The organism is Nitrospira sp. (assembly GCA_015709715.1).
Lineage (GTDB): Bacteria > Nitrospirota > Nitrospiria > Nitrospirales > Nitrospiraceae > Nitrospira_A.
In genome coordinates this window covers 2,857,971-2,875,150 of the sequence record CP054184.1, presented here as the reverse complement: position 1 = coordinate 2,875,150, position 17,180 = coordinate 2,857,971, and the positions used below count along the sequence as shown (strand labels likewise).

15 protein-coding genes are annotated in these 17,180 nt (G+C 60.7%); 10 read left to right on the top strand and 5 right to left on the bottom strand.

The window, feature by feature from the left end; all coding sequences use genetic code 11:
• Positions 1 to 159: 159 nt before the first annotated feature.
• Both HRU82_13980 and HRU82_13975 read left to right on the top strand, forming a co-directional pair.
• Positions 160 to 507 (top strand): hypothetical protein, encoded by a 348-nt coding sequence (locus HRU82_13980; GenBank protein ID QOJ35987.1) that lies wholly within the window; start codon positions 160 to 162, stop codon positions 505 to 507.
• Positions 504 to 944, top strand: coding sequence for a GNAT family N-acetyltransferase (locus HRU82_13975; GenBank protein QOJ35986.1), 441 nt, complete (start codon positions 504 to 506; stop codon positions 942 to 944). Before HRU82_13980 ends, HRU82_13975 begins: the two co-directional genes overlap by 4 nt.
• Before the next feature lie 3 nt (positions 945 to 947).
• On the opposite strand, the gene HRU82_13970 is transcribed toward HRU82_13975, so the two are convergent.
• Positions 948 to 2,426: a hypothetical protein gene (locus tag HRU82_13970; GenBank protein QOJ35985.1), complete on the bottom strand. Its 1,479-nt coding sequence runs from the start codon at positions 2,424 to 2,426 to the stop codon at positions 948 to 950.
• A 226-nt stretch (positions 2,427 to 2,652) separates the two neighbouring features.
• Positions 2,653 to 5,085 (bottom strand): hypothetical protein, encoded by a 2,433-nt coding sequence (locus tag HRU82_13965; protein ID QOJ35984.1) that lies wholly within the window; start codon positions 5,083 to 5,085, stop codon positions 2,653 to 2,655.
• Between the two features lie 251 nt (positions 5,086 to 5,336).
• Between HRU82_13965 and HRU82_13960 the strand changes: the two genes are divergently transcribed.
• On the top strand, positions 5,337 to 6,194 hold the full coding sequence (locus HRU82_13960) for a transglycosylase SLT domain-containing protein (GenBank protein ID QOJ35983.1): 858 nt from the start codon (positions 5,337 to 5,339) through the stop codon (positions 6,192 to 6,194).
• Positions 6,195 to 6,227: 33 nt separating this feature from the next.
• Here the strand turns inward: HRU82_13960 and HRU82_13955 are convergent, their stop codons facing one another.
• From HRU82_13955 to HRU82_13945, 3 genes are read right to left on the bottom strand one after another with little or no spacing between them, the layout of a single operon-like run.
• Complete coding sequence (locus tag HRU82_13955) at positions 6,228 to 8,138, bottom strand: alpha amylase C-terminal domain-containing protein (GenBank protein QOJ35982.1); 1,911 nt, start codon at positions 8,136 to 8,138, stop codon at positions 6,228 to 6,230.
• Between the two features lie 15 nt (positions 8,139 to 8,153).
• Positions 8,154 to 8,681: an adenylyl-sulfate kinase gene (locus HRU82_13950; protein QOJ35981.1), complete on the bottom strand. Its 528-nt coding sequence runs from the start codon at positions 8,679 to 8,681 to the stop codon at positions 8,154 to 8,156.
• A gap of 7 nt (positions 8,682 to 8,688) precedes the next feature.
• On the bottom strand, positions 8,689 to 9,774 hold the full coding sequence (locus tag HRU82_13945; GenBank protein ID QOJ35980.1) for a phosphotransferase: 1,086 nt from the start codon (positions 9,772 to 9,774) through the stop codon (positions 8,689 to 8,691).
• A gap of 280 nt (positions 9,775 to 10,054) precedes the next feature.
• Between HRU82_13945 and HRU82_13940 the strand changes: the two genes are divergently transcribed.
• From HRU82_13940 to HRU82_13910, 7 genes are all read left to right on the top strand, one after another.
• Positions 10,055 to 10,600 (top strand): HPF/RaiA family ribosome-associated protein, encoded by a 546-nt coding sequence (locus HRU82_13940; protein QOJ35979.1) that lies wholly within the window; start codon positions 10,055 to 10,057, stop codon positions 10,598 to 10,600.
• 11 nt (positions 10,601 to 10,611) lie between these two features.
• Complete coding sequence (locus HRU82_13935; protein ID QOJ35978.1) at positions 10,612 to 13,026, top strand: AAA family ATPase; 2,415 nt, start codon at positions 10,612 to 10,614, stop codon at positions 13,024 to 13,026.
• Positions 13,027 to 13,041: 15 nt separating this feature from the next.
• Positions 13,042 to 13,206: a zinc ribbon domain-containing protein gene (locus tag HRU82_13930; protein ID QOJ35977.1), complete on the top strand. Its 165-nt coding sequence runs from the start codon at positions 13,042 to 13,044 to the stop codon at positions 13,204 to 13,206.
• Between the two features lie 12 nt (positions 13,207 to 13,218).
• Positions 13,219 to 13,602, top strand: coding sequence for a cytochrome c (locus tag HRU82_13925; protein ID QOJ35976.1), 384 nt, complete (start codon positions 13,219 to 13,221; stop codon positions 13,600 to 13,602).
• A 73-nt stretch (positions 13,603 to 13,675) separates the two neighbouring features.
• Entirely contained in the window at positions 13,676 to 14,215 is a 540-nt protein-coding gene (locus HRU82_13920) for an isochorismatase family protein (GenBank protein ID QOJ37213.1), read from the top strand.
• Positions 14,212 to 15,546, top strand: a complete 1,335-nt coding sequence (locus HRU82_13915) for a nicotinate phosphoribosyltransferase (GenBank protein QOJ35975.1) — start codon at positions 14,212 to 14,214, stop codon at positions 15,544 to 15,546. The genes HRU82_13920 and HRU82_13915 overlap by 4 nt, the downstream gene beginning before the upstream one ends.
• 34 nt (positions 15,547 to 15,580) lie before the next feature.
• A complete protein-coding gene (locus HRU82_13910; protein ID QOJ35974.1) occupies positions 15,581 to 17,011 on the top strand; it encodes a pentapeptide repeat-containing protein in 1,431 nt (476 codons plus the stop codon).
• Positions 17,012 to 17,180 lie beyond the last annotated feature (169 nt).

Sequence of the window (17,180 nt, the reverse complement as noted above, 5' to 3'; positions counted from 1 at the left end):
CGAGCGCCAAAACGGAAAGCGGTTTCTTGCATGGGCGTCCGACGGTGAATACGTAGTCGTGCGATACCAACCTCCGATGCTGTCCGGCGACGATACAGCGGATTGACCATGGGAAAACGAGAGGAGTACTGTGAGAAGAGTCACAAGGTGAGAGAGCCTATGCACAGCACCACCAACGCTCGATGGGCCATCGTTGTCTCCATCCTTGCCGGCCTCCTGACGTTCGACCCGCGTCCTGCGCAATCACAGTCGTCCGGCAGCCCCACCCTCACACCCAGATCGGAACGCGCCAGACCCAACGGCCCGATGCGCGGCCTGAAGCAGCCGAATCGACCGGGCCAACAGACCATTCCGGATCGGTCACAAGCCTTGGAAGATCGGTTACGCCGCGGGGAGACGGCCCCACCGACGGCACAGGGGCAGGTGAGCGAGTGGTTGGAACAGTTACATCGAGGCGGGAAGGAAGGCCCGGCCGGTGACACACCGACCAGAGAGGAAGCGCGATGACCCTCACCACGGTGGAATGGAACGCAATGGAACCGGCCTTGAAGGCGATCCGCACCGCCGTCTTCATCCGCGAACAGGGCGTGCCGGTGGAGCTGGAGTGGGACGGCCTCGATCCGGCCTGCACTCACGTGGCGGCCTGGGATGAAGCGGGAGAGGTGATCGCCACGGCCCGCATGCAACCGAACGGCACCATCGGCCGCATGGCGGTGCTCAAGGGCTGGCGCGGGCGCGGCGTCGGCAGCGCCCTGCTCGGCGCATTACTGGACCTGGCGGCGCAACGAGGCCTCGCGCGCGTCAGCCTTTCGGCCCAGACCCACGCGATCGGCTTCTACGAACGGGCCGGCTTCCGTCCCATCGGCGACCTGTTTCTCGATGCCGGCATCCCGCACCGAAAGATGGAGAGGGAACTGGAGCACACGCGTAACAGTCGCACCTAGCCATCAGTTCCTTGTCCGTATCACGCCTGCCATTCCTGTGGCGATCAGTGACCAAATAATCCAGGATAGCGGCGTGAAGATATTTGCCAGGGTTTTCGGAGCAATCAGCATTTCGCTCTGCGAGCAACAAGGAAAAGCTGTTCCCTCGGTTGTTTCTCTTGGTTCCCATTCGTCATGGAGGTTGAACGGTATCAACGGCACGGTAATGTCGAGCGCCAGCCACAGCGCATGGTTCCAAAATCCCCACTCCTGCGCTTCCGGGGTTAGTTTTTGAAGATCCTTTCTGATTTGTCTGATTTCTTGGATTTTGAGATCGTGCTTGGGAAGCCCGGCATTGACCGCGGCAAAAGTGGGCTGGACGTTACGAGGATGGCTCAACACCAGGCCTAGGCTAATCGCCAGTACGAGCCAAATGCAGAACGCTGGGCCCAACCGGGTTCCGAATCCCATTATCTTTTCGAGGATGAACCGATTCCAAACTTTCAGTCTGATCCAGGAGAGAGGGCGATCCAGGTGGGCAACGGTTTGATCCCAATAACGGTAGAGAATGATGATGCCAACCAAGCATAAGATGCAGGCCGACCAGGGCCAGATTGGTACAGCGACTGCCGCAAAACCCATAATAATCGCACTGATCCAGCCGACAGTCTTATCAGTCTGAAAATACTTCCCTTCCTCTAGATCTAGCTCTTTCCTATTCCTCTCCATATGCATGTCGTCGGCCTTATCATCCTGACCCGTTGAAGCGAGCCAATTTTCCACGCTCTTATAGGCCCATGAATCATAGGGGTCTGCCTTCGTCAGCAAGGCTTTGGGGTCTTCGACTCTCCACGTCCCGACTTTAATGCTCTGCAAATTAATCTTCTTCGGCAGGGACTCGACGATTTCGAGCGTGGAAACTGTGACTCGGGCTAAATTGATCTTCTTCGCAGTGGTCTGAACGCTCTGTCCATCGATTCTCAAGAGACCGATTTCGGATCCACAGAGATCTAAATCCCCTCCTATGGACGCGCGCCCGCTTGCGTTTCGTTGTCCTGATCCTGGTTTTGGGAGGGCCTTAACTCTCTCGTCGCAAACAAATTCCACATGCCCTCGCACCCCTGCATTCCTGCCATCGATGTCCCCGGCCACAGCAAGACCCGCCAACATCAGATCCCCATCACATCGCAGAGACTGAAATTCAAAGTGAAAGCATTGGGTCTGCAGTTCGGCACATAATGCCTCTTTCTGCTCGACAGAAGGAACTGCCGTGAACTTGTGTCCAAACTCCTGCAGACATGCCACCGCTCTGACATCACATTTGACATGGGAATCGTTCAGGCGGACCCGTCCACACACTCGCGTATTACTCAGATCCACATCGGCACCAATGTCGGAAGCCAACACGTCCACATTGCCATCCACAGTCGTATGAAACACATCCGAGATGGTTTTCCAGAAATAGCTGTCTCGCCCGCCATCGAAGTTCCGGAAGTCTGCCACCAATCCACAAGGATCTATCCATTTGTACCCACTATGGTCACTCCATTCCGTTTCAACCGCAGACTCATCTTGCCAGTTACATCCTTCGTCGAGGGATTCACGAACAGTCTCTTGGCCCTCCCAGCGTGACCGCACATGAAGGTACAGGCCACCTTTGAGATTCGATGTGGCGATATCAATGACTGGTTTAGGTGAGGCATTTTGCCTCTTAGGGGCCTTTTGACTCTTATCGTCTGTGCACCCAAATCTGAGCACCCCAAAGGTATACGGGACCCGAGATGGTACTATCGCGAATTGACAGCCCTCCCAGGAAGGCGCTTTGCTTGACCACCTTCCGACTCGCGCGTACGTCTGTCATGTCGGTACAAATTCCCAACGCCGGCATGGCCTTGATCTGACCCAGTTGGGCACCCAGACGTACGTCAACCGTTCCCTTAATCGTCGTACCCGTCAACGTCACCCCGCCAGGAATGGTCGCATTATCCAGTTTTAGATCACCCCCGATGGCCGACATCCGCCATGCGAAGGCTTTCATCCATTCAGATGGTGCATTCCCGACCGGTGGAGAAGGGGAGGATGGATCCAAAACCGAATACTGTATCCAATCAAATTCGTCTGCCTTCCGGCGCTGGTCATCGTTCGATGCAACGTCATCGGGTCGGAAAGGCTCCAACGTAAGCCAGGCAGCGCGCATGCCGATGCAATCGAGATCTTTTCTCACCTGCGACATCCTGAGATCGACATAACCGCCTATCTTGGACCACCTCAGATCAATGGTTCCATCGACGACGAGCGGAGGCGGGATCGTTTGACCGGAGAGGTCCCAAGAATCGTACTCCCAGGATTGAATGTTTCCATTGACCGTCACATTGGACATGGAAAGAGTCCTGTCACAATCCCCAAATCGAAAGTCCTTAAGGTCAACCTCCTCAGTTCTCGGCCTCACAACTGCCAGCCCTTCAATGATGAGGGACTTACCGATCGACATGGTATCGAACCGGCAATCACCGCACACGGTCACGCGGGTTCGCCGCAACAGCGTTCCTTGCTTCAGCCCCACGTCCTTTTCCACGGAGATCCCTAGATTGAGGGATCCAGCGAACGAACTGCGCTGAAGATCCAACAACACCGGGCCGTTTCCACGGGCAGCCTTGTATGGCTTAGGCTCGGGCTTGGACTTATCCGTCCAAGCTTCGCTGCTTCTACCCACAAGCGGTAGGACCTGCAGCCCGGAAAAACTGGCATCCGATTTGACAGTGAGATGTCGGCCACTCACCGATCCATGGGAAGTGAGCCATTCCAAACTAAGGCTTCCCTTAACCTTGGCATAGTCCAAAGTCAGCGCTACCGGATAGTCTCCCTCCCCCCTCTTCCTCTTCATAGATAACTGGGCCAGCCACGTCTCAGAAAGAAAAAAGATTTCAGACTTCTTGAAGGAGACTTGGGAATTGAAGGTTGTGCCGGGAGCATGAAAACCGCCGAGGAACTTGCAATCCTCAAATCGAAACACCGCCGTCACATCGCAGTGGTCGAAAGTCACCTCACCCAAAAAGTGCACATCCAGGCATTCAAGTGCACTCACTTTATCGGTCGGATCAAATTTCACATTCTCCTCTATCAACACAAAATAAAAACTCGCAACTCCCACTGCCCTCACTACCAAGTTTTTAAACTCAGCAGCAGGGATGCGCTTCCTGGAAGCGCTCTTGGTAAACCGAATGAGACCGGATCTCTTGTGGCGCCATGTCGTGTGACGTCTAACTGGCAGATCACGCAGGCACTCCTGATCCCCCCTCATAGTGACCATCCCGGATTCAGTCAGTTCAAAACTGGATTCCCGAACCTCCTTGCCGTACAAGACCAACCCATACAGCACCTTCTTGTTCTCAGTGCGAGAATCCGTTGCAGCAGAATCCCCAGGCCCAGCGCTAGCACCTTGGCCAGAAGAATCACGCTGTTGCCCATTCCGTTCCTTCAGTTCCTCGAGCTTCTGTTTAAGCTTCTCCTCTACCTTGCCCCATGACATCTTGTTGATGTATTTTTTCTTTTCATCAAACACTGCGTATCGACGACGTTCGTCAAGTTCAGCCTCGAATCGTTCCCCCTGATCTTCGAGCTGGTTCAGATCCGCTTCTTGCTGGATGAGTGCAAAGACCCCCTCTTTCGCGCTCAAGAACGAACAGAAGAAATCGAGATACTCACTTGCGTATGAAGAGTCATTAATATTGATCCCGCCGAATTTTGCGTTCAACGCATGCAGAACACCGCTCTCTCCGTCGAGCAAATACCACTCATACTCGTCCGTAGACTGTTCGGGCTTTTTGTCGGCCTTGTCAGCACACACCCTGACCAGATACACCCGCGTCCATTCGTAGTTCGTCAGGGACTTGTCACCATACCGTTCGTCGATCGCGCCGAGATCTAGGTCGACCTCAAACAGGAGTGGGGGCTCACTAGCGTTCTTGTAAAATCCTAACGGCTTCTTCTTTATGTGGCGAACGGGTTTCTTTGACTGCTCGTCCTTTGACTGGCCTGAGGGTTGCGCAAGCTCCTCCGCCAGTCCGAGCCTGTACTGAACATTGAGATGTTGGATTACGCTCAGGTAGTCCTTATCACCATCCGGGAGGACTTCGATGTCTGCAAACCTATTCCAATACATTGCTCCCTCCTGCACGATCAGGATTCATGATCAAGGACCAGTACAGGTTTCCATTGACGACAGCCATGCGCGCTGCCACAAGAGTCGGTTGGCGGGATCCTACGTCTACCGGCTACTACTGTCGAACGAAACACTCAGGCAAATACACGTATTTCGTGAGGGCCAGAAATCAGACCAACAAGGAAGGACTCAGTAGGATACGGACGAGGTTAGTGCTAAACAAGAGGCGAGCTTTGCGTTATAGTACCCCCATGGCGTCGGATTTTTCGTCCAGCGAATCGCAGGGTCGCCACCGGCGGGGCCGCCGTTCGAAATCGCGGCGGGGCTGGGGGACGTTCTTGCGAGCCGCGTTGCGGACCCTGCCCTTGACGATCCGGCTCGGAGTCGTCGCGGCCTTGCTCGTCGTGTTCGGCGCGGGGGTGAACTGGGCCTACCATGCGGCCCACAAGCCGACCGAAGTGTTCTTTGCGTTGGACGAGGCGCTGGACAAACGCCCCTTTGAAACCTGGCGGGAGTACGGCCCGCTGTTCCGCAAACATGCCACCGCCGTCATCACGCCGGAGCTGTTGGCGGCGCTGGCCCAGGTGGAAGGCGCGGGTAATCCCGTAGCGCGCACCTATTGGCGCTGGCAGCCGAGTTGGAATCCGCTCGAACTGTACCGACCGGCGTCGAGCGCGGTGGGCATGTTTCAAATCACCGACGCGACCTTCGAACAGGCGAAACGCTATTGCGTCCACAACCATCGCGTGGTGGAGCGGGGAGCGCTCCAGGACGTGAACGCCTGCTGGTTCAACAGCCTCTACAGCCGCATCCTGCCGAGCCACGCCATCGAACTGACCTCCGCCCTGCTGGACCGTGGCATCACCGAGAGCCTCGCGCGCCATCGACCGGTGAGCCTCAGGCAGAAGCAAGACTTGGCCGCGATCATCCATCTCTGCGGGCTCGGCGCCGGACAGGCCTACGTCGCGCGCGGCCTCAGGCCGGCACCGCACCAACGTTGCGGCGCCCATGACGTCCGTGGCTACCTCGACCGCGTCAACACCATGAAGCGGCAATTCGCGCGGCTCGCGGCGGGAGAAAGCCTGCTGCGGATCGCGCGGCCCCGCTGATCCGCTTCACGCCCTGCTCGACTTGCTCGCGGCCTACCGCGCAAAGACCATGAGGCTGTTGGCGGGGAGCACGACGGCGGCGGAAAAACCGTAGCCATGCAGCGGTTGCGGCTCGGCCGTCACCAATCCACCGTTACCCATCACGCCGGCGTTGACCCACCCTTCGTAGACGTCGCTGTTGAAGACCTCGCGCCAGGGGCCGCCGACGGGAAATCCGATGCGGTACCCGACGCGGGTAAAATTGGCGAGACTCACCGCCACGATCACATCCCGCCCTTCCCCTTCCACCCACCGGTGAAAGGCCAGGACGCGATTGGCATCATGTACGTGCAGCACGCGGACGCCGCCGCCTCGCAGAGCCGGCAAGCGGCGCCGCAAGGCCAGCAACTCGCGGGTGAACCGTAGATGGTCCTGCATCTGCTTGTCGCCTCGGTCGAGCCCTTCCCAATAGAGCAGGAGGTCGGCGTGGGCGACGAAGTCGTCCGCCCATTGCTTGTCCTCCAAGAATTCCTGCCCCATAAAGAGCATCGGAATGCCGGGCGCGGTGAGGCTCAGTCCCGTGGCGACACGCGCCCGGCTGCGGGCGAACCACGAGCGCGGATGGTCCGGATCGCCAAGTCGCGCAATGCGCAACTCCCGGCCACGATACACGATGTCGTGGTTCTCCGGCCCCTGAACGAACCGCCAGGGCTCCGTGAAGCCCTCCGGCCAGAGGCTGCGGGCCAGGCCGCTCATGTTCAGCGGACGTTCGTCTGGCGCAGCGGCGTTACCGATGACATCCCGAATGGCTAAGCGCAACCCGTCGGTCAGGGTCGTGTCGAATCCGGCGCCCTCCGGGGTCGGTTTCACGACATAGGGATTCACATTCCAATACTCCGCCAGGTTCAGGGCCTGCGGCCGCTGCGCATGGAGCGTATCGGTGAGGTCTTGGCAAAACCGCCAGCCCTGCGGCGCACCGTCGTGGTCGATCACGCTGACCTGGTCGTAGCGGAAGCCGTCCACGCGATATTCGCGGAGGAAGAACTTGGCGTTTTGGATCAGAAAGTCCCGTACCTCCGGTTTTTCGAAATCGAAGACCAGCCCACCCGCATGGCCCTTCTCGGTGAAATACAGGGAGTGCCGCTGCCCACCCTCGACGGGCTGACGATCGAAGAAATAGAGGCTCTGGTCGCCGAAGTCGCCGCCCGCATGGTTGTAGACCACGTCGAGCAGCACCGCCAACCCGTGTAGATGACAGAGATCGACCAGCGCCTTCAGCTGATTCATTTCGCCGCGTAAATCTTTGGCCTGGTAGCGGCGCAGGCCCCGTGCCGTCAGCAGGCGATTCAACGCCGTGACGTAGGGCGTCAGCTCCGCATCAGGAACGGCAAAGTCCATCTCCGGCGAAAAGTAATCAGTGCCGTTGTAACCGAGGCTGAAGCTGGTCTGAAATTCCTGGATGGGCATGAGTTGCAACGCCGTCACGCCCAACTCGGCCAGATACGGTACCTTGCGCGCCACGTCGAGAAACGTGCCGCCCTTGCGCGGCAGGTTCGGCGTGAAGAAGGTGCCGACATGGAGTTGGTAGATGACGAATTCATGGAACGGCGGGGTGACGTAGCCGCTCTCATGCCACGGGAAATCCGTCCGGCGGATGATGCATTCGGCGGGGAAGGGTGATTCCAACTCACGGGCATAGGGGTCGCGCTTCAGCCCCTCGCCTCCTTCGCCCACGACGTAGAACATGTAGCGCTGCCGATCCTTGACGCCTCGGACGAACCCCCGCCAATGGCCCTGTCCGTCGCGCGTCAGCAGCGAGGCGTCGTTGCGCCGGCGTCGATTGAAGTCTCCCAGGACGTAGACCGCCTTGGCCTGCGGTGCCCAGACCCGGAAGGTGGCCCCGTCGGCCACGAGGTTCGCCCCCATCGGCGTATCAGCATGGATGTGGTTGAGTGAGGCAGGCATGGATCGACATCCTCCTCAAGCAGGACGACGAGCTTGAATCAACGCCAGGATCTGCTCCGCGGCCCCGTCGGACGAGAGCACCGTCGTATCGATCGTGAGATCCGGCTTGGCTGGCTTTTCATAGGGCACCTGCAGACCCGGCACGGTGGACGATTCGCCCGCGAGGCCTCGCTGGTAGGTGCCTTTTTTGTCACGGGCCATGCACACCTCCAGCGGACAATCGATCGACACCTCCAGCAGCTGCGGAATCAACGACCGGGCAAAGTCCCGATAGACCTGGCGGCTGGCGGTGGCATCGAAGATCACGTTCACCCCATGCGCCAACAACCGCGACCCCATGAAGGTCATGGCGCGATAAAACACATCGCGCTCCTCCTGAGAGTAACTGGCCGTCGGCGTCAGGATCCGGCGGAGTTCGTCCGACTCCAACACCTCGGCGTCCAGCCCCAAGGCCTGCAGTCTCGGTGTCAGACTCGCGACGATCGAACTCTTGCCCGAGGCCGGAAGGCCCGTGAGCCAGAGCGCGAAGGGCGATGGCTTCATGGGCTGCTCACGCGTAATACCGCTTCACATCGGCCGGATCGAACCGGTCCGCTGCCAAAACGTTTTCGATGAAGCGGAAGATCTTCCGCCGGATGCCGACCGAGAGTTTCGGATACCAGAGCGGGCTGGCGAGCACGAGGCCGCGAAAGGCAAAGAACGGCGCGGTGGTCTCCAGCACGGCGCGGTCACCGCTCTGGGTCAAGTACCGCTCCCAGAAGCTCTGAAAAAGCGTTTCCAGCGACCCTGTCAACGTGCCATGGCGGCAGAGCGAGAAAAACAGATAGTTGATCGACATCGAGGTGACGTCGTCGGCTGGTTCACCCCATTCGCCACGCGAACGGTCGAGCACCGAGAAATCGGTGCCGCGCCGAAAGAGCACGTTCCAGGGATGGAAGTCACCGTGCACTTGCGAGAGACGCGCATGTTTCGCCCGCAATCGCCAGCGCCAGCGGTTGCAGGCGGTTTCGATCGATTCGAGCAGCTCTTGGGAAATGAACGCAAACCGGTCGGGGTAACTGTCGGTCAGGCCCATGATGCATTCGCCGTGACCGAGCAATTCCCGCAGCCGCCGCCGGTAGAGCTGCGGGTCACGATGTTTCACCCGGTGAATCGTGGCCAGATAGTCGGCGAGCGCCGTCACTCGCTTCCGATCCATGGCGGTCGGCTTGGCCGCCTGCGCCAACCGTTCGAGATCCTTGTTGTAGGTCTCCCCTTCCGACCACTGGGTGAGCAGGAAAAATTCCTTTGCCGCCGCCACCGACATCAAGTCGTTGCGGGCGGTAAAGGCCCCGACATCCAGCGCTGCGATGTGTTTCGGCAGGCGGCTATAACAGGCATAGTCCCAGAGCATTGCCTGTGCCCGGTCGGCCGGATGTTCGTGGCCGAAGGGGCCCGGACTCATCGTCCCCAAGACGGCCTGTCGCACCTGCCCCTCCACCCGAAAGGTCAGGCGGACCGGCGCGCCATAGCCATATTGTTTGTATTGGGCGCCGCTGGTTTCTTTCCCGATCGGACCATAAGCCAGCACCTCCGTGGAAGGACCGAACCGGTCCCGAAGGTAGCGTTCCAGCGCAGACTTCTTCAGCACCGCCATACCTGCCCCTTACGCAAGACACATTCCCGCAGAGGGCGGCCATTTAGCACGATTCTCCGCTGCCGCTGGTGCATTGGGCTTCAGCGACCGATCCTGTACTGAGGAATAATGCGCCAGTGCTTTCCCGTCGAACCGATCCGTCCGATCGGCAGGACCGGCAAATGCTTCACTTTTAGCCGATTCGGTCATCGCGAGGAGCAACCCGGTCCGGCCAGGGAAAGGCATGTGCCTTGCTGAGTCCGGGAGTGGGTCCCGTACCACCCTGCAGAGAGGAGGCAGAATGAACCTAGAAATCGAGAGCCGCAATGTCGCCATGACCCCCCGATGGAAAACCGAAATCGAAGCCCGCATGGCCGACCTGCAACGAGGCCATGACGATATCATCCATGGACGCGTCACCCTCACCAAGAACCGCCACCACAAGAAGCTGGACAATGTCGCGGAAGCCTTGGTGCTGGTCACGGTCCCGACCCGCCACACCATGACCGCCCGCAAGGAAGACAAGACCTTCGAGGAAGCCATTCGGGCCGCCTTCGACGCGGTGGCGATCGAATTGCGCAAATTCCGTGAGAAGCGCGCCAACAAAGTCGTTCGCACGGAACCCCTGCCGCCACTGCATGGCGTGGTGAGCAAACTCTTCCCGGATGAGGGCTACGGCTTCATCCTGAAGGACGGCGGCGGAGAAGTGTATTTTCACAAAAACTCCCTCAAGGGCCTCTCGTTCGAGAAGCTGGAAGATGGTCAAGAGGTGGTCTTTGAAGAGGAACCAGGTGAAAAGGGCCTGCATGCCACAATCGTTCAACCACCCCCGACGCTGAAACTGTAGGACCAGACGTGATGTCGGACAAACACAAGCTCCCCGCCAGCCTGCTGGCCCCCACCATCGACCCAGGCCGGTTGGGTTTCGAGGACACCAGCGAGATCGAACCGCTCGATGAAACCATCGGACAGGAGCGGGCGGTCGAGGCGCTGGAGTTCGGCCTGCAGATGAAGAGCGTCGGCTTCAATATCTTCGTGTCCGGCCCGGTCGGCACGGGGAAGGGAACGCTCGTGCGGCAGATGGTCAAGCGGATGGCGCAGTCCGCGCCGCCGCCGTCGGACCTCTGCTACGTCCACAACTTTCAGGACGCGTCACGGCCCATCTGCCTGGCCTTCCCCGCCGGACAGGGCGCCGCGTTCAAACGCGAAATGGGCACCTTCATCGAGGGCCTCCGGCACGACATTCCCGCCGCGTTCGAAGGCAAGAAGTATCTGGATGCCAAGGCCAAGATCATCGAAGAGACCGAAGGCCGAAAGAAGGCCCTGTTTCATGAGCTGACCAAGCTCTGTCGCGAACGCGGCTTCGGGTTCGAGGAAACGCCGGTCGGCTTCGGGCTCGTGCCCCTGAAGAACGATCGGCCCATGAGCGAAAAGGACATGGAGGAGCTGTCCGAGCAAGCGCAGGAGAGCCTGACCGAACGCCGGAAGTCGCTGGAGAGCGACCTGCGCGAGTTTCACGTGCGCATGCACGCGCTGGAACGCGAGGCCGAACAGGGCCTGCATCACCTGGATCGCCAAATCGTGGCCAACGTCATGCAAGGGGCCTACGAGACGTTGCAGCGAACCTATCAAGCGCTCAAACCCGTCACCACGCACTTGCAGCGGGTCCACCACGACATCATTCACCAATACAAAGACTTCCTCCCCCACAGCGGCCCGATCCTTCCGATCCCAGGGTTGGAACAGGTGCGTCGCCCCGACATGACGCGCTTCGCCGTGAATCTCATCGTGTCTCATGATGCGACGGCCGGCGCGCCGGTGGTAGAAGAACCCCACCCGACCTACGGCAATCTCATCGGCAAGATCGAGCGGCGGGCGCACTTGGGGGTCATGTATACGGACTTCACCGAGATCAAGGCCGGCGCCATGCTGCAGGCCAACGGCGGGTACCTGATCCTGCAGGCCCTCGACGTGTTGCGTCAACCCTTTACCTGGGATGCATTGAAGCGGGTCATCAAAACCGGCGCCGTCACGATCGAGGACCCCGGCGAGTTCTACGGCTTCGCCACGGCAGGGCTTAGGCCGGAACCGATCCCGGTGTCGGTCAAGGTGATTCTGGTGGGCACGTCGATGATCTACCACCTCCTGCAGGCCTACGAGGAAGACTTTTCGAAACTCTTCAAGGTGAAGGCCGATTTCGACGTCGAGGTGCCGCATGACGAGCGGCAGGAGCGACAATATGCCCGCTTCATCGCCAAACTGTGCCGGGAGGAGTCGCTCCCGCATTTCGGCGCCGACGCGGTGGCGGAAGTCATCCGGCAAGGGTTCCGCTTTGCCGACCGCCACGACCGGCTGTCCCTGCGCTTCAGCCTGGTCAGCGACTTGATCCGCGAAGCCGGCTATTGGGCCAAGAAGGACGGCCATTCCTTCGTGACACGCGCGGATGTCGAATCGGCCTTGGACCACCAGCGCCATCGAGCCGATCTGCCGGAACAGTGGATCCAGGACGAAATCCGCGAGGGCACCCTGATGGTCGACCTGCAGGGCGAAGTGGTCGGCCAGGTCAACGGGCTTTCCGTCTATCAACTGGGCGACTATGCGTTCGGCCGCCCCACCAGAATCACGGCGCGCACCTATGTCGGCACGAAGGGCCTCATCGACATTCAACGTGAAGTCGAGTTGGCCGGAGAGATCCACAGTAAGGGGGTCATGACGCTGGCGGGATTCCTGGCAGGGAAGTTCGCCGGGACTCAGCCCTTCGCGTTGAGTGCGACCCTGACGTTCGAACAGACTTATTCCGAGGTCGAAGGCGACAGCGCCGCCGTCGCGGAGCTGACCGCCGTGCTCTCCAGCCTGGCGAATCTTCCCATCCGCCAAGCGCTGGCCGTCACGGGCTCGGTCAACCAGCTGGGAGAAATCCAACCCATCGGCGGCGTGAACGAAAAGATCGAGGGCTTTTTCGAATCCTGCCGGCGCCGCGGGTTGACGGGCTCGCAGGGAGTGATCATCCCCTCTCGCAACATCAAACACCTGGCCCTGAATCGGAAGGTCGTGGAGGCGGTGGAGGCCGGCCTGTTCACCGTCTACGCGGTGGATACCATCGAAGATGCCCTCGAACTCCTGACCGGCGTCCCCGCCGGCGAACGAGGCCCCGACGGCCTGTATCCGCACGACAGTGTCTACGGCCGGACGGCGGCGCGGCTCGCGGAGATGGCCCAAATCGTCGCCTGCTGGGGAGAGGGTGAAGGGGATACGGAGAAGGTCAACCGGTAGGAGGCGCGAGACCCCATGCCCATGTACGACTATACCTGTTTGGATTGCGGCAAAGAGTCGTTGATCGTCGTCACGCTCAAACAACATGAAAAGGGCGAGGTGCAATGCCCGAAATGCGGCAGCACCAAACTACAACAGCACTTTTCGCCCTTCATCGCCCACACGACGAAGAAGAGTTGAGGACGATTGGCCATGCCGCACGCTTCGCGCTCCTGTCGGACCGACAGTCTGTTGGTCGTTTCCGCCCTGTGGTTCGTAAGCCTGGCCGCGTCCCCCGCCTCGGCGCAAGACTTTCCTGCCGATGTCACCCGCGGCAAAGGTGTCTACGAACGACACTGTCTCACCTGCCACGGCACCGGCGGATGGGGGGACGGCCCCGGCGCGGCGGAGTTACGGGTTCCGCCGGCGAACTTCCATCGTTTCAAATCCTTTCTCAAGTCCGACGAAGAATTGCTTCGCACCATCGAACATGGGGTCGTCTTCAGCCCGATGCACTCCTGGCTGGGGCAATTGACGGAAACAGAAATGCAGGACGCATTGGCGTACATCCGGCTGCTCGTGCAACAGGGCAAGTGACAACCGGGCGGCCAGGCGCGAAGGACCTTTCGTGAAACAACTGACGCGAGGTGACGGCCTGCTCTTGGTGGACATGCAGAATGATTTCCTGCCCGGCGGAGCGTTGGCCGTGCCGGGGAGCGACGGGATCGTGCCCGTGTTGCGACAATATGTGCTCCTTTTTGTTGAGCACGCCCTGCCGGTGTTTGCCACGCGGGATTGGCATCCACCCAACCATTGTTCCTTCCGCCCCCAAGGCGGTCCCTGGCCTCCGCACTGTCTCGCCTATAGCCCCGGCGCAGGGTTCCCTGAGGCCCTTCAACTGCCGACTCACGCCATCGTCATCTCCAAAGGCACCGATCCCAATCGTGAGGCCTATTCCGGCTTTCAAGATACGCTGCTCCACGACCGGCTTCAGTCCTGCGGCGTCACCCGTCTGTACGTCGGCGGCCTGGCCACGGACTACTGTGTGTTGGAAACCGTCCGCGACGCCCGGCAACTGGGTTATGCCGTGTATCTCTTGATCGACGCCATCCAGGCGGTGAACGTTCGGCCCGACGACGGCCGGCAAGCCGAAGAAACCATGGTCCTGGCCGGCGCAGTCCCCCTCCGGGTGGAGCAACTTGTCGCATGAGTGATGTCTCGGATGCCCTCCTCACGGACCTCTACGAACTCACCATGGCGCAGGCCTACGTGGCCCAAGGCATGACCGACGAGGCGGTCTTCGAGTTCTTCGTCCGTAAGCTGCCGCCCTGTCGGAACTTCTTCCTGGCGGCGGGGCTGGAGCAGGTCCTGACCTATCTGGAAGAGTTTCACTTCACGGAGAGCGACTTGGAGTGGCTCGCAGGCAGAGGCGGGTTTACCCCTGCCTTTCTGGACGGCCTCCGGACGATGAGATTCACGGGGGACGTCCATGCCCTGCCGGAAGGGAGCATCTTTTTTGCGAACGAGCCGATCCTGCGCATCACCGCGCCGCTCCCCCAAGCCCAGCTTGTCGAGACCCGCATCATGAACCTGCTGAACTTCCAAACCATGGTTGCCTCCAAGGCCTGCCGGTCCGTCCTGGCGGCCGGGGGCGCCCCCTTGATCGACTTCGGGTTGCGTCGTGCGCATGGGGCGGAGGCGGGGTTGCTGGCCGCGCGCGCCTCCTACCTCGCAGGCTTCGCCGGCACCTCGAATGTCTTGGCGGGCGCCCGCTTCGGCATCCCGACCTACGGCACGATCGCCCATTCCTTCATTCAAGCCCATCGCGACGAAGCCGAGGCCTTCGAACACATCGCCATGGCGCAGCCCGGCCATGTCGTGCTGCTGATCGATACCTACGACACCGAAGCGGCCGCAGAGAAGGTGGTGGCCTTGGCGGGGCGGCTCAAGGCGCGCAAGATCACCATCCACGGCGTGCGGCTGGACAGCGGCGACCTCGCCGACCATGCGCGACGGGTGCGAAGCATCTTGGACCGAGGCGGCCTCACAGACACCGAGATCCTGGCCAGCGGCAATCTCGACGAATACCGCTTGCAGGCTTTGGTCGCAAGCCGCGCGCCCATCGACGGTTTCGCCGTCGGCACCGCCATGACCACCTCCGCCGATGCGCCCTATCTCGATTGCGCCTACAAGCTGCAGGAATATGCCGGTCGCCCCTGCCGCAAACGCTCCGAGGGCAAGGCCACCTGGCCAGGACGCAAGCAGGTCTATCGCTCCATCGGCCCGGACGGACGGATGGCCGGCGACATTCTCACGGTCGAGGGCGATGCACAGGAGGGCCTGCCCCTGTTGCTGCCCGTGATGCGCGGGGGACGCCGTCTCGTGACCGCACCGGCGCTGGAGGAGATCCGACGGCAGGCCTCCGCCTCGCTCGCGCAACTGCCTGATGCGTGGCGTACATTGGAAACCGCGGCATCCTATCAAGTGTGCGTAACCCCAGCCTTGACCGAGCTGGCACAACGGGTCGATCGGCAGACATGACGCACGACTCTGTCATCCTCAAGGAGGTCCTTCGATGAACCCACGTTTCCTCTGGATCGCGATCGTCATCGGTTGGATCGCGACCTCGCTGCTGACCACCCAGGCGGACGCCAAGTCCCGCCCCAAACCCATCCCCAAGGCCCAGAGCAGCGAGATCTGCGACCACCCGCTCAAGCAGAAGCAGCCGGCGCCGAAAGTCCTTGAGCCGATCTTGCAGGCCCATGCCCAATGGTTGGAGAACCGCGAGTCGCCGGACGGGCGGCGCGCCACCCTATGCCAAACCAACCTGCGGGGATTGAGGTTGGTCGGCGCGAACCTCGAACGCATCGACCTGGAAGGCGCGTCCTTGAAGGGCGCCAACCTGCGCAACGCAAGCCTCGTGCAGGCGCACTTGAAAGGCGCCGACCTGTCCCAGGCCATGCTGGAAGATGCCACACTGGTCGGAGCCGACCTGCGCAAGGCGCTGTTGGTCAAGGCGCGGCTCAGCCGGACAGTCGCGGAGGAAGCGGCGTTCTACGGCGCTACCCTCCAGGGGGCGATCTTGCGGGAGGCGGTCTTGGAGCGGGCCCATTTCGAAGATGCCGATTTGCAGCTGGCCGACCTGAGCAGCGCCACCGTCACGGACGGCTACTTCTACGGCGCCAACCTCTTCAAAGCCACCCTGGCCGACGCCGACTTGGCCGGGACGGACCTCCGCCGCGCCAACATCCAACAGGCAAACCTGCGTCGGGCCGATCTGCAAGGAGCCCTACTGGACAGCGCCTCCCTGGACGGCGCGACCCTGGCCGAGGCGGAGTTGGACAGTGCCTATCTGGACGGCGCTTCTCTCGTGAAGACCGATCTCCGCGAAGCCAGCCTCCGTGGCGCCGATCTGCGATATGCGCAGCTCATGGGTGCCACGCTGCAGCGGGCAAATGTCGAGAGCGCAAACCTGGAGGGTGCGAACCTCACCAAGGCCCGCCTGGACTCCGCAGGCCTGACCATGGCCGTCTTCTACAAGGCCAATCTGTCTCACGCCGATCTTCACGGCGCACGACTCCACCAGGCCGTGTTGATCGGCACCCACCTGACCCAGGCCGATCTACGGAAGGCCGACCTCACCGAGGTCTATGCGCCCAGGGCCCGTTTGTCGCGCGCGAAGCTGCGGGAGGCGACGCTGGAATCGGCCAACCTGGTGGCGGCGGATTTGAGTCACGCCGATCTGAGCCACGCCACGCTGATCCAGACGAACCTGCAGGAAGCCGATCTGCGCGAAGCCAACCTCAGCGAATCGGATTTGACCGGCGCGCAACTGCAGAGCGCCGACCTCCGCCAGAGTGATTTACGCGGCGCCAACCTGAGCGGCGCGCTGGGCCTCGTTCAGACACAACTGGATGTGGCCTGCGTAGACGAACGGACCACACTGCCTCCTGGACTCCAGATGCCGAACCCCTGCCCGCAACATCAGGTCAGAGACCGCCAGTAGCCCGCCCTCCTTCCACAGTGTATCTTTCCGGCGCTCGAACGTCTTATCTGGAAAAGGGAGGTGTTGCCGTGGATCGCGAGGGAGAAGGACGATTGGCGCACGCGGAGCCTTACGACTGGAGGCAGGGAGAAGACTTACTCACGTTCTTCAAGACCTGGTAAGCATTGGT

Excerpts from the sequence above, each read along its gene's own strand:
- HRU82_13980 (QOJ35987.1), top strand. The coding sequence starts at position 160 with ATGCACAGCACCACCAACGCTCGATGGGCCATCGTTGTCTCCATCCTT.
- HRU82_13975 (QOJ35986.1), top strand. The coding sequence starts at position 504 with ATGACCCTCACCACGGTGGAATGGAACGCAATGGAACCGGCCTTGAAG.
- HRU82_13965 (QOJ35984.1), bottom strand. The coding sequence starts at position 5,085 with ATGTATTGGAATAGGTTTGCAGACATCGAAGTCCTCCCGGATGGTGAT.
- HRU82_13960 (QOJ35983.1), top strand. The coding sequence starts at position 5,337 with ATGGCGTCGGATTTTTCGTCCAGCGAATCGCAGGGTCGCCACCGGCGG.
- HRU82_13955 (QOJ35982.1), bottom strand. The coding sequence starts at position 8,138 with ATGCCTGCCTCACTCAACCACATCCATGCTGATACGCCGATGGGGGCG.
- HRU82_13950 (QOJ35981.1), bottom strand. The coding sequence starts at position 8,681 with ATGAAGCCATCGCCCTTCGCGCTCTGGCTCACGGGCCTTCCGGCCTCG.
- HRU82_13945 (QOJ35980.1), bottom strand. The coding sequence starts at position 9,774 with ATGGCGGTGCTGAAGAAGTCTGCGCTGGAACGCTACCTTCGGGACCGG.
- HRU82_13940 (QOJ35979.1), top strand. The coding sequence starts at position 10,055 with ATGAACCTAGAAATCGAGAGCCGCAATGTCGCCATGACCCCCCGATGG.
- HRU82_13935 (QOJ35978.1), top strand. The coding sequence starts at position 10,612 with ATGTCGGACAAACACAAGCTCCCCGCCAGCCTGCTGGCCCCCACCATC.
- HRU82_13930 (QOJ35977.1), top strand. The coding sequence starts at position 13,042 with ATGCCCATGTACGACTATACCTGTTTGGATTGCGGCAAAGAGTCGTTG.
- HRU82_13925 (QOJ35976.1), top strand. The coding sequence starts at position 13,219 with ATGCCGCACGCTTCGCGCTCCTGTCGGACCGACAGTCTGTTGGTCGTT.
- HRU82_13920 (QOJ37213.1), top strand. The coding sequence starts at position 13,676 with ATGCAGAATGATTTCCTGCCCGGCGGAGCGTTGGCCGTGCCGGGGAGC.
- HRU82_13915 (QOJ35975.1), top strand. The coding sequence starts at position 14,212 with ATGAGTGATGTCTCGGATGCCCTCCTCACGGACCTCTACGAACTCACC.
- HRU82_13910 (QOJ35974.1), top strand. The coding sequence starts at position 15,581 with ATGAACCCACGTTTCCTCTGGATCGCGATCGTCATCGGTTGGATCGCG.